Raw genomic sequence first — 15,327 nt, 5'->3', positions numbered from 1 at the left:
CTTCGTCAGGAAATCGGCGTCGTCGTTCCGCCGCCGGTCGTCGCTGCGCCGGTGAAGCCGCCGCCCGGTGAACCGCCGGGATTAAAAATGTCGCCGGCCGAACCGAGCAGATTAAGAGACTGAATCAAGCTGCTGATGGTGTCAAGAAAGTTCAGGGCGATCTCGTCGACCGTCGCACGGGCGAAGCTCGGCGTATCGACGAAGTCGCCAGGAATAGTCTCGGTGCCGTTCTGTACGGCGAATGAATGTTGAATCATCAGGCCCGGTCGTCGCAAAGCAAGCGCGCCACCGGTCGTCGTTGTGAACTGATTGCCGATGATCGTCGGCTGCGGCCCCGTACCCATGCCTGTCCCGGTGTCTGTTCCAGTCGTCGTACCCGTTGTGGTTCCGGTGGTCGTGTCGGTCGTGCTTGGCGTCGTTGTGATGCCTGAGGTGCCGCCGAGACCGAAGAGACCTCCGAACTGCTGGAGGAGCTGGTTCAAATCCGGGGTCGTGGTTGTGGTCGTGGGAGTCGTTGTGGGGGTCGTCGTTTGAGCGGATACGCTGCCGCACAAGAGCGCGACGGCTGCCGCCGAAATCGTCACCCGAAGTCCCAAACGCATTCCGTTTTGCTTGATCACTACGCGACTCCTGTTTGGCTTGCCTAACCTTTGCCGGCGCTACCGACTTAATCCATTATAAGTATTGTCGGTCCTCCGGTGGCACCGCGTTTGCGGAATTCCTGAGCCACTCCCGGATACCCATCTTCGCGTCTCGACGATAACCCCTTGCATTGCCTTATGATGCGACTGATTGCCAAGGGTCGGTCCGCGCCATCTTTCGGCCGATCCGGCGACCGAGTACAAGTTCGTCATGGTTGGATGCCGGCGCCGCGGAGGCCCGGCGGACCTTTGGACCCAGCACATGGAGGGCTGCTCATTGAACGCCACCCTGGTCATCAAGGGCGGAAGGGTCATCGATCCATCGCAGAATCTTGACGCCGTTGCGGATGTCGTCGTCACCGACGGAAAAGTTTCCGCCATCACGCCGCGCTCTGGTGGAACCGCCAAGCCGCATCCGCCGACCGCCACGATCATCGACGCCACGGGAAAGATCGTCGCGCCGGGGCTCATCGACATGCATGTCCACCTGCGCGAGCCCGGCAATGAAGACGAGGAGACCATCGCGTCCGGCACCGCCGCGGCGGTGGCGGGGGGGTTCACCTCGATCGCCTGTATGCCCAATACGCAACCGGCGATTGACACCGAGGCGATGATCGAATTCGTCTATCGCCAGTCGGCGCGCGCGGGGCTTTGCAATGTCTTTCCCATCGGCGCGATCACCAAGGCGAGAGCCGGCAAGGAACTGGCCGAGATGGGGCAGATGGTTCGTGCCGGTGCTGTGGCCTTTTCCGACGACGGCTGCGGCGTGGCCCACGCCTCCGTGATGTTTCAGGCGCTTCAATACGCGAAGATGTTTGACAAGCCCCTTATCCAGCACTGCGAAAACGCCGAGCTCGCCGGCGGCGGCGTCATGAACGCGGGCTACACCGCGACGCGCATCGGCCTGCCGGGCATTCCCGCGCTGGCGGAGGAACTGATGATCCAGCGGGACATCGCCCTGGCAGCGGAGACGAATGCCCGATACCACGTGGCGCACATCTCGACCGCGGGGGCCGTGAGTCTCGTTCGAGAGGGAAAGAAGCGTGGAGTCCGCATCACAAGCGAAGTCTGTCCGCATCACCTGATGCTCACCGAAGAGGCCGTCGCCGAATACGACACCAATTACAAGATGAACCCGCCGCTGCGCACGCAAAGGGACGTCGATGCCTGCATTCAGGGGGTCATCGACGGCACGATTGATTGTCTGGTCACCGACCACGCCCCGCACGGCGTCGAGGAGAAGGAGCTCGATTTCGTCGCGGCGCCTTTTGGCATCGTCGGACTTGACGCGGCGCTGGCCCTTTTTGAAAAGGCGCTGATCGCGCCGGGGCACATCGACTGGCCGAAGTTGATTGCCATGCTCACCATCAACCCCGCCCGAATTCTCGGAATCGCCAAGGGCACGCTTAGCGACGGCGCCGACGCGGACATCACGGTCATCGACCCCGGCCGCCCGTGGCGGGTGGACGTTTCCCGCTTTCAATCCAAGAGCCGCAACTGCCCCTACGAGGGATGGGAACTCGGTGCGCGGCCGGTCATGACCATCGTTTCCGGTCGTGTCAGGTTCGATATCACTACTGATAACGCCGTTATCCGTTGATCGGGCCGCCCCGTATCGTGGGCCTCGGATGGACGGGGAGGGCCCCCGGATTTAATTGACGAAGTCGGGGCGCGCTGTATAATTCATTCTGTATATGCAGGATAGTGTCGAGACGGAATCGGCGATCCTGTCGGCAGCTACAACCATCAAAATCGCCGGATTCCGAACATGAGGGGAACGGGCTTCGCATGCCGTGGGCGACCTCTGGCTTTTTCGCCAAACTTCGCCGCCCAAGTCAAGTACACGGTTTGCCGAAGTTCGTGGCATAGTCCTAACAAGGCTTGGATGCCCTCCGCGTTTCGTGCCGTGAAAGGCACTAAAGTCACGGGGGGCCCAACTGGAAGGAGACCCACATGTCCTCTCACTTGCCGACTCCCATCCCCATTGGCGGTACACACGTCGCCAGCCCGCCCGCATTCGAAGCCTGGACCGCAACAGGAACACCACGCTCCAATCGTCTTGACCAGCGAGACTACACCCGCCGGGAAATCGCCTGCGATCTCTGGCTGATCGAGGTGGAGTCTGAAACGACGATGCGCTGCAAGATCAACAACGTCTCCGACGCGGGGATTCACGCCAGCGCCCCGATCGGCTTCGGCCTAGCCGTCGGCCAGCGCTTCGAGGCTCGCCTGGCTAATACGACTGCGGGCGCACTGCTCAGGTCGCAGCAGATTTCCAAAAGCCTCGGTTATGGCACCGTGGTTCGCACGGAGATGCATGTTCACGGCGAGGACGACGACCGCGTCAACTTCGCGCTTCGATTCGACGTGCCGCAGCTCCTACCCGTCTAACGCAAATTAGGGGGCCTCCCATGGAGCCGCCACCCATCCTGGGTGGCGGTTTGCGCTGTTGGCAGTCGGGGTCTCGCCAATTCCGTTTTGACAATTTGTCGTGTAACTGGCCGTACCGTCGAGATGGCTTAACCCGCATATTTCATCAGTGATCTTCGAATGGTGATGGACGGAGTTTTTCGGCTTTGTGCGTGAGCGGAGGGACGAAGGTGGAGGTTGGAGCGCGCAGGGCCCCCTTACCCCCAAGCGGTGATCAGGTTGTTTTTCGGGTCATGATGGGGCGGGCGGGATCAGGCGGAGTCGTGGAACCAGGGATCGCCACAGGTCCTGCAGGGGGCAGCTGCTCGACAGTCGCAGTACGACGCGGCGCACGGAGACGACCACCCGCGCGGCGACCTTGAGGAGTTTCAGGCGAATGGTGTTCACCTGGGCCTCGGCCAGTTCGGTGCCGGCCAGGGCCGTGCGGCGCAGCGTTTCCACCAGGACGTAGGCCGCCGAGGACAACAGCAGCCGGAACTGATTGGCCAGGAAGGCGTGGCAACTGGTGCGATCGGCGAAGAGCCCGAGCTGCTGCTCCTTGATGCGGTTCTCCATGTCGCCGCGGGCCGTGTACAGACCGTCGTAGATATCGTTCGGCGTGCGGTCGGTCAGGTTGGTCACCACGAATCGAACGTTGGGCCCCTGAACCAGCCGCTCGGCCTTGACGATCACGCGGCGCGGGCGATCCCAGGTCTGCGCCGCGTACTCGATCTCGTGGAAGTTCCGCACCTTCTGCTGCGTGGTGGCGAACTGGGCCTCGGCCGCCTGCATGAAGGACTCGGCCGCTTTCTCCAGGACGGTGTTGCGGGCCAGGCCCAGCACGTACTTGACGCCGTGCCGGTCGCACCATTTCATCATTCGCCGGCGGCAGAAGCCGGAATCCCCGCGGACGATGATCCGCACCCCGGGCCACGCCTGTCGCAAGCGCTGCACCAGCAGCTTCAGGATGGGCCAGGCGTGATGGGCCCCGTCGATGTTGCTGGGCCGCAGGTAGGAGACCAGCAGCCGCGAGCCGCAGAACACATACAGCGGTAGGAAGCAGTGGTGGTCGTAATAGCCGTGGAAGAAGCGGCCTTCCTGGTTGCCGTGGATCGGATCGTCGGTCGCGTCGAAGTCGAGGATCAATTCCTCCGGCGGCGATTCATAGGACGCGATGAACTGCTCCACCAGCACACGCGACATTCGTGCCAGGTCGCCGCGCGTGACGCGGTTCTCCAGCCGGCACAAGGTCGGACTGCTGGCCAGCGGCTCATCCGCGCTCGGCGGCCGCCCGGTCAGGACCGCCAGCACGGGATCGCTCCGCAGGGCTTGATGGTCGTTGAGATCTTCGTAGCCCATCGCAATGGCAAAGATGCGCTGGGCCAGCATGACCCGCTGGTCATGTTGAATTCGGGCCGGATCACGCGGGTCGTTGATGACCCCGGCCAGTTGATCGACCAGGCCCAGACGCCGCTCGACCTCCCGAAGCAGCAGACCCCCGGCGTCTGAGGTGAGCGTTCCGCCTGTGAAATCGGCCACGATTTTCTTGCGGCCGAGACTGGAAAAGAACATCGGTTTGCTGTTACAGTCTGTCACGAAAAAGCCTCCCTGCCTATGGACCGGAATGTTCTTAAGAAACCCCAGTCTACAAGGCTTCGAGGCTTTTTCTATTCCTATTCAACGCCGACCTGATGAAATATTCGGGTTAACGGCGCTGCGTGAATGCGCGCGTGCATCGGAGGAGTGCAGATAGTTCCTCGCGAAACGGCGAACAGAGCGTTTAGGCGATGGCGACGAACTTGCGGAGGTTGTTGACGAGGTCTTCAACCGTAAGTGGCTTGGAAAGGTCGAAGGGAAGAAACACGCCGTGGTTGTGGTCGCTGGCCAAAATGATCAGCCGATCGAACTCGACGGTGAAACCCATCTCCTGGGGCTGGTGACCGGTGATAAAGATCTTCACGCCGAGCATCTCAGCGAGCTGGGCGAGCTGCTCGGCCGTATGCCGGCGGCCCCAGACAAGGTTGAAGATCGTCTTGTTGTCTCGCAGGTCGTCAAGGGTCACGACCCGGCCGAAGATCTCGGGATCGAAGGTCGGCATGTCGTGAACGCTGGGGAGCGAGTGGGACATCCACACGCCATTTTCGGTGACGGCGGCCAGGGCGAAGGAGGCGATGAACTCGTTCATGGCATCGAGAACTTCGGCGGAGCGATCACCGCCGTAAGCCATGGCCACTGAGTCATTGAAGTCGTTGAGCACCAGGCGGCCGTTCTTGGCGATCGGGTAGCCTGTGAGCTGGGCCAGTTCATGGTTCGACTGAAGGAAGTGCACCTGCTCGGGGAACTCGCACTTGTACTGGGCGGCGAGGTAGATCAACTCGTGGGAGGGATCGATGGCATCGCCTTGCTTCTCGGCGTGCACCATCTCGTGCAGGATGACGTGGCGCGCGGGTGTCCGCTCCAGCATGGCGTACTTGGTGAGCTTGGCGAAGTTCTTCTTGTTGCCGTGCAGGTCGCCGGTCATGACGACCTGACCGTAGCCCGGCAGGCGGACGACGGAACCCTGGCGCGTCGGCTCGCCGAGGTTGAGCTTGGCGGCCTCGCGAAAAGTGGAGACAGCGCGACCGGCGTCGAAATGGGTGGTCGTTGACATGAATCCTAGCGTCGACATTTTTATCACTGTCCGCGGAGGACAGCCGGAGCTGGGCGGCAGGAAACCCCCCATGCCGCATCCGGGCACCTTGTTCGCGCAGACATCCGCGGACTGCGCCAGCCGCCGGCTCCGCGATTTGAGGATTTCGGGAGATGGCAGGTCTACATAGTAAGTTTTCGGTGTGCAGGAGGTCAAGGCGCGGTCGAGAGCGGGTCTGGAAACCGATCACTCGGCGCACAGGGCACGCTCGGCGGCGCAGAGTGCGTCGTGAAACTCCCGCGGCGATTGCGCGGCGCGGAGAGCTTCCTGAAGCGCTCGATCGATCAGCAGACGGCACAATCGGCCGAGGACGAGCAGGTGTTCGGTATGAGTGGGGCAGCAGACGAGGAAGAACAGATCGCTGGCGCCGCCGTCGCGCTGGCCGAAATATACCCCTTGAGAAGTTCGCAAGGCGACGACGAGCGAGCCATTTGTGTAAAAGGGCCTCGCGGGGTGGGGAACGGCGATGCCGTCCTGAAGGGCGGTGGAGCCGGCTGCCTCGCGCTCCTGAAGCGTCGCGAGCAGCGATTGCATGTCCACGAATTCGTCGGCCTCCGCCGCATGGACGGCCAGCTCTCGGAGGACCGAGGATTTTGTCTTCGCCATGACGTCGATGGCAATAGAGCCCTCCGTGAGAATGTTGGAGATGAGAAGGTCGGCGCGCTCGACCGGGTGTCGATCCCGACGCCGGTGATCGGGCAGCGTATGGAGATTCGCTTCGATCCAGTTGCTGATCTCCCCGGCGCGAAATTGCCATTGGCCGCGGACGAACTGGCCGGGTAACGCCTTCGCCTCGGCCAAGCGAACGACCTCGCGAACCGACAAGTGGAGACCCGCGGCGACCTGCCTGACTGTTAAAATGGTTTGCGGCACGACTCGCCCTCGGCGGGAAAATTAGTTGCCCGGCTCAACGACCAATCTTCGGGTGCCGTCCTTGCCGTTGACACGAACCGCGGCTTCGCCGGACAGAACACGGGTGAGCAGATCGCCGACCGCAACGGCCCGCCAGCCGCGCCGGAGGCTCGAGCCGTCGGCCGAGGCGTCGGTCATATCGGTCGCACGGATGAGTTTCTTGATGTCGGCCCGGGTGGAGAGGAGCGAATAGGCCAAATCGATGTGATCGCAGTGGGCCCTCAGCACGGCGGTGATGAAGGCGAGGAGGACGTCTTCCTCGGGAGGGGTGTCGTCGACTTTCATTTCCGGCCAGGCTTCGGGGGGCAGTTTCTTGGCGGCCTCGATGGCCTGTCCGATGCTGCGGAGGTCGGCATTGGAAATGGTGAGGCCGCGAAGGCTGCGCATCTTTTCGATGTCCGACCAGCCGCGGCGGGCCAGCTCGATGGCGAGATGATCCTTCATCACGGCGCGGGCAGGGCGGTTGTTCTTAATCGCCAACTCCTCGCGCTGCTTCAAAATGGCGGCGAGCAGGGCGAGTTGCCTGCCGGACATGGAGGCGGTGCCGCGCATTCGCCGCAGCGGCTTTTCGGGATCGGTCGTCGCCGAAGTAACAGAAGCGCAAAGGGCCTCGCACTCTTCCATCACCCAATCCCACCTGCCGAGCTCTTCGACCTTCCCGCGAATCTCTTTATAGGCTTCGGGCAGAAATATCACGTCCTCGATGGCGTAGGTAAGCTGCTCATCGGTGAACGGGCGCCGCCGCCAGTCAGTCAGGGTCTGCGACTTGTGGACCTTCTTCTGGAGAGTTTGCGTGACGAGTCGGCCGAGACTGATCGGATGGCCCATGCCGCAGAAACCGGCGGCGATCTGAAGATCGACCAGGTTGGTGGGGCACTTGCCGGTCTGCTTATAGCAAATGGACAAGTCTTCCGAGCCGGCGTGAACGAGGATTTCAATTTTCGGGTCAATCAGCAAATCCCAGAAGCAGCCGAGGTCCAATTGCCCGACGATGGGATCTATCAGGGCGTGGAACTCATGCGTGGCGACCTGTATCAGGCATACTTCCGGGTGGTAACTGTCTTCACCGACGAACTCGGTGTCGAAAGCAAATGAACCGGCCTCGGCAAGGCGTTTGCAAAGGCCCGCCAGCGATTCTTTTTCGGTAATGAGCAGTGGTTCAAAGGTAGAGGACATCCCGGTCACACTTTTCCGTGGCTTATGAAGCGCGTGCCGATTGGCAACGAACAGCAATCTGACCCGACGATAGAGGAGTTTAAGCGGGGGCGCTTTGATTGGCTAATGCCGCGGGCTTGAAGAGAAGGGCCGGTCAAAGAGATCGGCGGCGGCGAACAAGGAGCAGGCCCGGCAGGAGCAGGGCGAGGGTGGCGGGCTCGGGAACGTAGTGGTATTCGACCTCGACCTTGGCGCCGATGAGCAGGTCCGTCGTGGAATCTGCACCACCCGTGTTGAATTGAACGAAGACGCCGCCCGATCCGTCAAAGCTGAAATCGTAGGACCCGTTTCCGATGAAATTGGCGAACCCGAGGTCGGCCGGCTCGCGTACGAGGCCGTTGATGAGAAACTCTTCCCGGGGGTTCGTCGGCGAGTAGGTGAAGGTGGCGCTGCTGGGGCCCATGAAATCGACCACGCCGTCGAAAGCGGCGACTGGCTTCGAACCAAAGGGAATCAACTCAGAATTCGCGATCGGAAGCGGGGCAACGAAAACGGGCGAGGTTACCTGAAGCGTCTGCGTCGCCATGACAGAAATCTGGCCGCCCGATCCGGCTGTGTTCTCAGTTCGGACCGTCGCGTCGTAGCTTGCGCTGACGCGAACGACGACGAAGCAAAGTGTTCCTTTGCTCGGATCAAACTGCGGAATTGTCACCAGTTGGGAATTGAAGTTTCCTTCGATTGGATTGAGCATGCCGGTCTCGGTGAGGGTGAGGGTTCCGTCGGCGCGGACGCTGGACGTCGTCATGCATATGCATGACGCGAACAGTATCGCCAGACTTAATACCTTCGTGATGCCTCTCACCAATTTCCCTCTCTGGGCGCAAAGACGGTAGATGCACCCGGCGCGTAGCGCGCGGGCTCATCCGGCTTTGCATTCGCCAATATTAGGGGAAATAGCAGTATAAGGTCAAGCTTTGGGACCATGATCTCCATTGGAATTGCGCCAGCGCAGGTGGTGTATGTCCATGCACAGTCTCAATTTGCGTGAAACGGCGAGTAAGTCGAGTTCGCGGCGTTTGTTCCGAGAATTTGAAAATCGGGTCAAAATGCCCGGTTTACCCACCCCAGAATGAGGCGCCTGGTTCCCACGCCGGGTCCGGGTTTCCCGTGTGCCGAGCCTCTCATGTGGATTCCTGGTGGCGGATGGCTGATTGATCGGTTTTCGGAAACTCAACGAAGGCGTTGGCATCGTAGTTGCTTTTCTGACGATTGTTCGCGACGCAGTGGGCCGGCGACGAGCCGGACCAAAGCGACGCGGAAACGCCCTGTTCCTCCATCCTCTCTTTCCCCAATCCCACGCTGGAAGGCGGCCGCCGTTAGTGGCGGCCGCTTTCGTTTGTCGAACTTGCCGCCTAGCATGACTCATTGTTTGTTGGTGAATTCTTCTGGATGATAATCTGATCGGAGTGCGCATAGATGTCCGGAGATACCTATCCCTGTGGGACCCCCAAGTCCGGTGCAAAAGGCGCGGAGCGCGCCAGCGGCGAAAGCAATGACGATGTGCAGAAGAAATTGCTGTCCGGCCGGCAGGTGGAACCGATTCGCCTGAAAGGCAATGAGAACCTCGCCGACCTGATCGACAATTGCTTCGCGGGAAGCGGCTTCAACGCCCGGCGACTCGCGGAAGCGTGCGAACTTTATTCGCACATGCTGACCAAGGGGGCCACCGTCGGACTCACGCTGAGCGGGGCGATGACGCCGATCGGCATGCAGGGCGTTCTCATCTCGCTGATGGAAGCGGGCTTCATCGACTGGATCATCTCGACGGGGGCGAATCTCTACCACGACCTGCATCGGGCGTTTGACTGCCCGGTGGCGCAGGGACATTGGGCGACCGATGACAATGAACTCGCGGACGTAGGTGTCGCCCGAATTTACGACACCTACATCGGCGAAGACAGCACGCTGATGGCGACGGACAAGGTGATTATCGACGCGGCGCGGACCATCGCGCCGGGCGAGCCGATTTCAACGGCGAGGTTTCACAAGGAGCTGGGCAAGGAGCTCGCCAGACATGCCCCGCATCCCGAAAAGTCCATGCTGATCGCGGCTGAGAAGCTCGGCGTGCCGATTTACACGTCGAGCCCCGGCGATAGCTCGATCGGCATGAACCTGGTCGTGCCGCAACTGATGGGCAAGCCGATCCTTTTGGACCCCGTGCGCGATGTGATCGAGACGGCGGCGCTGGTGCGGGCAGCGGAGGAGAACGGCGTGATCCACGTCGGCGGGGGGAGCCCGAAGAACTTTTACCTGCAGACGCAGCCGACCCTGCACCAGATTCTGTTTGACGATGTGGGCGGGGGGCATGATTACTTTATTCAACTCACGACGGACTCACCGCACTGGGGAGGCCTGTCCGGGGCGACGCCGAGCGAGGCCCGAAGCTGGGGGAAGATCGCCGATGCAAACCTCAACAACGTGGTGGTGTATAGCTGCGCGAGCCTGACGCTTCCCCTGCTGGCTCAGTACGTGCTGATTCGCAACAAGCCGCGAGCGCTGAAGAAGTTGCTCGGGACGGTTGATGTCGCGGTGGAAGAGCTTCGCGAGCACGCGATGAAGAACCCGGAACTCAAGACAAGTCTGTCATAATCGCTCGGCACCACGCCCGCTCGGAGTAGAATGGTCCGAACATGGCCGAGCTTGTTCCTGCACCTTTCGTCGACCTCGTCAACCGCGTGCGGTTGGAGTACGCGCGGGAGCAATCCATCTTTCATTTGCCGCAACGCAAATGGTGGACGCCGGACCCAGCCGGGCCTGATCTTTCGGTCTCATTCCACGGCCAGCGGGCGGGCACCCCGGTGGGTCCCGCCGCGGGGCCGCATACGCAGATGGCCCAGAACCTGGTGCTGTCGTGGCTGGCCGGCTCGCGGATCATGGAACTCAAGACGGTGCAGATCAACGACCGTCTGAAGATCGGCCGCCCCTGCATCGACGCGACGACGATCGGCTACAACATCGAATGGTCACAGGAACTGCGGATTAGCGAGGCCCTGCGCGAATACGTCGCCGGGGCGATGTTGATTCACATGCTGATCGAAGGCGGCATCCTTCCCGACTCGCCGATGACGACGCACGCGACCGAAACCATCTACGACATGAGCGTCGGCTACGACCTGGCGGGCATTTCCTCCGCGCCGATTCGGGCATTCATCGAGCGAATGCAGGACGCGAGCGCGGAAGTGGAACGGCTGCGAGGAGAGATTCCTCGCCAACTCGGCATTCTGCGCGATCTGGACTATCCCACGCGGCTTTCCAACACGATCACGCTCTCGACCTTTCACGGGTGCCCGGCGGACGAGATCGAGAAGATATGCACCTTCCTCCTCGGCGAGATGGACTGCGACGTGGTGGTGAAGATGAACCCACCGATGCTGGGCAAAGAGCGGCTGGAGCATCTGCTGCACGACGTGATGGGCTACACCGAGCTTAGAGTAAATCAGTCCGCGTACACCAGCGGGCTGCAATTCGACGAGGGGGTGCAGCTCTGCGGGCGCATGGCGGCGCTGGCAAAGTCGCGCGGCAGGGGGTTCGGTGCAAAGTTCTCGAATACGCTGGAGGTCGAGAATCATCGCTCGTTCTTCTCGGCGGATAACAAGATTCAGTACCTCTCCGGCCAGCCGCTGCATGTCATCACGCTGACACTCGCCGACGAGTTTCGCAAGGCGGTCGGGCCGGACCTGCCGTTCACCTTCAGCGCGGGCATCGATCGGCCGAACTTCGCCAACATGGTGGCCTGCGGGTTTCGGCCGATCTCGGTGTGCACGGACTTGCTGCGGCCCGGGGGCTACGGCAGGTTGCCGGGTTACCTGACCGACCTCTCATCGCACATGAAGAAGGTAGGCGCGAAAAACGTCGATGAGTTCATCGCGGCTGCCCGGGGACAGACAGGCGCGGAGGCGAATCTGTCAGTCATCGCCGATGAGACGCGCCAAGACGCTCGCTACTACGCCGACGCGAATCGAAAAGAGCCCAAGCGAATTGACTCGCACCTGGTGACCTTCGACTGCATCACCTGCGACAAGTGCCTCCCGGTCTGCCCCAACGCGGCGAACTTCACCTACCCGACGGAGGCGCAGCGAGTCGCCTTTACCGATCTTGTCGTCGCGGGAGACGAACTGAAGCCTGGCGACCCACGGGAGATCGTCGTCGAAAAGACGGCGCAGATCGCGAACTTCGCCGACTTCTGCAACGACTGCGGAAACTGCGACACATTTTGCCCTGAGTACGACGGCCCGTTCATCAAGAAGCCGAATTTCTTCGGCAGCCATGCCTCGTGGTCGGCGTTCCCAAAGCGGGATGGGTTTTTCATCGACTTGGCCGAGTCGCCGCCGATCATGCATGGACGCATTAAGGGCCGCGTATTCGTCCTTCAGCACGAGGTCGGCTGGGACGGCTGGCGGTTTGAGGATGGGGAAGTCTGCCTCTTCGTTCGCAGCGCGGATCATGCGGTGGAGCGCTGGTTCGCCTTCGGGCCACACGAAGCGACCGGGCACGTGGTCGATATGCACGCGTTCCATACCATGCGAATCCTGCTGGAATCGATATTGCGGCAGGAACGGGTGCATCAGGTGAATGTCGGCCTCATTTCTGCGACGATTTCATAGAATTGAACCGTTAGTTAACTAATTTCAAAATTCCGATATAATCCCCGGGTCGGTCCGGCGATCGGATGAACCGAGGCGGACAAACACCTACATTTCGAGACTGCAACATGAGCAACAATCATTTCGGCACCAAGTCAACGATTCAAACCAAGAGTGGCAAACTGACGTTCTTCAGCCTGCCGAAGCTGGCGGCGGGGGGAGGGGGTCCTGTCGATCGGCTGCCGGTCTCGATCCGCATTCTTCTGGAGAACATGCTTCGGCACGTCGGTAACGGCATCACGACTGAGGACCACGCGACAGCCCTGGCGAAGTACGACGCAAAGAAGCCGGTCGATTCGGAATTGCCGTTTATGCCGTCGCGCGTGGTGCTGCAGGACTTTACAGGCGTGCCGTGCGTGGTCGATCTGGCGGCGATGCGGTCGGCGGTCGTGAAGCTGGGGGGCGATCCGACGAGGATCAACCCGCTGGTGCCCGTGGACCTGGTCATTGACCACTCGGTGCAGGTGGACCAGTTCGGCACGGCCGACGCGCTGGCGATCAACGAGGACATCGAGTTCTCCCGCAACCGCGAGCGATATGAGTTTCTGCGCTGGGGACAGAAGGCCTTCGCAAACTTCCGCGTTGTTCCCCCGGGGATGGGCATCGTGCATCAGGTCAATTTGGAATATCTCGCCAAGGTGGTCATGCCCCGGAAGATGGGCGATGAAACGGTCGCCATTCCGGACACGTTGGTGGGCACCGACAGTCACATCCCCATGATCAACGGCCTGGGTGTGCTGGGCTGGGGCGTCGGCGGGATCGAGGCCGAGGCGGTCATGCTGGGCCAGCCGATCTACATGCTCGCCCCGGAGGTGATCGGGGTGAAGTTTTCGGGGCAACTGCCGGAAGGTGCGACGGCGACCGACCTCGTGCTGACGGTTACGCAGATGCTGCGCAAGCGAGGCGTGGTCGAGAAGTTTGTCGAGTTTTTCGGAGACGGATTGGCGGAACTTGGGCTCGCGGATCGGGCAACGATCGCCAACATGGCGCCGGAATACGGGGCGACGATGGGATACTTCCCGGTTGACGACGAGACGCTGCGCTATCTGCGGCGAACCGGTCGAACCGAGGATGAGGTCGATCTCGTCGAGCGATATTGCAAGGAGCAGGGCTTGTTCCGGACGGCGGATACGCCCGATCCGGTGTACACGGACGTGCTGCATCTGGAGCTTTCGACCGTGCAGCCGAGCCTGGCCGGCCCGAAACGGCCGCAGGATCGCGTTCGGCTTTCCGACATGAAGTCCTCTTTCCGATCGTCTCTGACGGCATCGCTCAAGGACCGGGGCTTCGGGCTTCAGGAATCGGAGCTCGGTCAAAAGGCAACGGTGAAGGACAACGGCCACAGCAGCGAAATCGGCCACGGCTCCGTCGTGATCGCGGCGATCACGAGCTGCACCAACACGAGCAACCCCTCGGTGATGATCGGCGCCGGTTTGGTGGCCAAGAAGGCCGCCGAGCGCGGGCTGAAAGTCCAGCCGCACGTCAAGACCAGCCTGGCGCCGGGATCGCGCGTGGTGACGGAATACCTGAAGGCCGCCGGGTTGACACCGCATCTGGACAAGCTGGGCTTCCAGACGGTCGGATACGGCTGCACGACGTGCATCGGCAACAGCGGTCCGTTGCCTGATCCGGTGGCGAAGGCGGTAACCGATGGGAACATCGTGGCAGCGGCCGTGCTTTCGGGCAATCGAAATTTTGAAGGGCGCATCAACGCACTGGTGAAGGCGAACTACCTCGCGTCGCCGCTGCTTGTGGTGGCCTACGCACTCGCCGGACGGACGGATATCGACTTTGAAACGGAGCCTCTGGGTACGGACCCGAAGGGGCAGAAGGTGTATTTGCGGGATATCTGGCCGACGCAAAAGGAAATCCGCGAGATGATGGCGCGGTGCGTAACGCCGGAGATGTTCAAGCAGCAATACAGCAACGTCTTCGAGGGCAACAAGAAGTGGAACGACATCAAGGTCAGCAGCGCGGAGGTTTATCCGTGGGACGCCAAGAGCACCTATATTCAGGATCCGCCGTTCTTCGATGGATTGAGGCTGCAGCCTGACCCAATCAAGCCGATCCGAGATGCGCGGGTGCTGGTCGTGTTAGGCGATTCGGTCACAACCGATCATATTTCGCCGGCGGGATCGATCTCGGTGAACAGCCCCGCAGGCAAGTTTCTGATGGATGCCGGCGTAAAGCCCGAGGACTTCAACAGCTACGGCTCACGGCGGGGGAATGACCGGGTGATGACGCGAGGGACGTTTGCCAACATCCGACTGCGGAATCTCCTGGCGCCGGGAACCGAGGGCGGTGTGACGCGCTATTTGCCATCGGGCGAGCAGATGAGCATCTACGACGCGGCGATGAAATATAAGGCGGACTCCGTGCCGCTGATCGCCCTGGCCGGCGCGGAGTATGGCGCGGGCTCATCGCGCGACTGGGCCGCGAAGGGCACGCTGCTTCTGGGGATTCGCGCGGTCATCGCGGTGAGCTACGAGCGCATTCACCGGAGCAATCTGGTGGGCATGGGCGTGTTGCCGCTTCAATTCGCGCCGGGCGAGAGTCGAGAGTCGCTGGGCCTCACCGGCGAGGAGATATTCACGATTGATGGACTGGATGACACCCTGAAGCCGAAGAGCCGCGTGACGGTGTCGGCGAAGCCCGCGAGCGGCGGGGCGGCGAAGTCCTTTTCGGCCATCGTGCGGATCGACACACCGGTGGAGATTGACTACTACCGCAACGGCGGAATCCTTCAGACCGTCTTGAGAAATCTGGTGAAGAGTTGACCTCCAAGTTGGATTTGGTTCTAACGACGGTGGTTACTACG

The 15,327-nt window shown here is 61.4% G+C and carries 11 protein-coding genes; 5 read left to right on the top strand and 6 right to left on the bottom strand.

Annotated elements, in window-relative coordinates; genetic code table 11:
* Positions 1-5 precede the first annotated feature (5 nt).
* Entirely contained in the window at positions 6-620 is a 615-nt protein-coding gene (locus tag HS101_13945) for a hypothetical protein (protein MBE7507367.1), read from the bottom strand.
* Positions 621-903: 283 nt separating this feature from the next.
* Here HS101_13945 and HS101_13940 point away from each other — a divergent pair, with 283 nt between their 5' ends.
* Together HS101_13940 and HS101_13935 are read left to right on the top strand one after the other, a co-directional pair.
* Positions 904-2,241, top strand: coding sequence for a dihydroorotase (locus HS101_13940; protein ID MBE7507366.1), 1,338 nt, complete (start codon positions 904-906; stop codon positions 2,239-2,241).
* A 353-nt stretch (positions 2,242-2,594) separates the two neighbouring features.
* Entirely contained in the window at positions 2,595-3,032 is a 438-nt protein-coding gene (locus tag HS101_13935; protein MBE7507365.1) for a hypothetical protein, read from the top strand.
* Between the two features lie 270 nt (positions 3,033-3,302).
* On the opposite strand, the gene HS101_13930 is transcribed toward HS101_13935, so the two are convergent.
* The 5 genes from HS101_13930 to HS101_13910 all read right to left on the bottom strand — a co-directional run bounded on the left by HS101_13930 (position 3,303) and on the right by HS101_13910 (position 8,611).
* Positions 3,303-4,622, bottom strand: a complete 1,320-nt coding sequence (locus tag HS101_13930) for an IS1380 family transposase (GenBank protein ID MBE7507364.1) — start codon at positions 4,620-4,622, stop codon at positions 3,303-3,305.
* A gap of 208 nt (positions 4,623-4,830) precedes the next feature.
* Complete coding sequence (locus HS101_13925; GenBank protein ID MBE7507363.1) at positions 4,831-5,700, bottom strand: hypothetical protein; 870 nt, start codon at positions 5,698-5,700, stop codon at positions 4,831-4,833.
* A gap of 225 nt (positions 5,701-5,925) precedes the next feature.
* Positions 5,926-6,612, bottom strand: a complete 687-nt coding sequence (locus tag HS101_13920; protein MBE7507362.1) for a PTS sugar transporter subunit IIA — start codon at positions 6,610-6,612, stop codon at positions 5,926-5,928.
* A 21-nt stretch (positions 6,613-6,633) separates the two neighbouring features.
* Positions 6,634-7,827: an HRDC domain-containing protein gene (locus HS101_13915; GenBank protein ID MBE7507361.1), complete on the bottom strand. Its 1,194-nt coding sequence runs from the start codon at positions 7,825-7,827 to the stop codon at positions 6,634-6,636.
* A gap of 133 nt (positions 7,828-7,960) precedes the next feature.
* Complete coding sequence (locus tag HS101_13910; GenBank protein MBE7507360.1) at positions 7,961-8,611, bottom strand: choice-of-anchor E domain-containing protein; 651 nt, start codon at positions 8,609-8,611, stop codon at positions 7,961-7,963.
* A gap of 671 nt (positions 8,612-9,282) precedes the next feature.
* Here HS101_13910 and HS101_13905 point away from each other — a divergent pair.
* The 3 genes from HS101_13905 to acnA all read left to right on the top strand — a co-directional run bounded on the left by HS101_13905 (position 9,283) and on the right by acnA (position 15,286).
* On the top strand, positions 9,283-10,455 hold the full coding sequence (locus HS101_13905; protein ID MBE7507359.1) for a deoxyhypusine synthase: 1,173 nt from the start codon (positions 9,283-9,285) through the stop codon (positions 10,453-10,455).
* 41 nt (positions 10,456-10,496) lie between these two features.
* Positions 10,497-12,470, top strand: coding sequence for a glutamate synthase (locus HS101_13900; GenBank protein MBE7507358.1), 1,974 nt, complete (start codon positions 10,497-10,499; stop codon positions 12,468-12,470).
* 107 nt (positions 12,471-12,577) lie between these two features.
* Entirely contained in the window at positions 12,578-15,286 is a 2,709-nt protein-coding gene (gene acnA / locus HS101_13895; protein ID MBE7507357.1) for an aconitate hydratase AcnA, read from the top strand.
* Positions 15,287-15,327 lie beyond the last annotated feature (41 nt).

This window comes from Planctomycetia bacterium (genome assembly GCA_015075745.1).
Taxonomy (GTDB): Bacteria; Planctomycetota; Phycisphaerae; order UBA1845; family UTPLA1; genus UTPLA1.
Note: the sequence above shows the minus strand (reverse complement) of the source record. Positions and strands in the feature narration are given on the sequence as shown.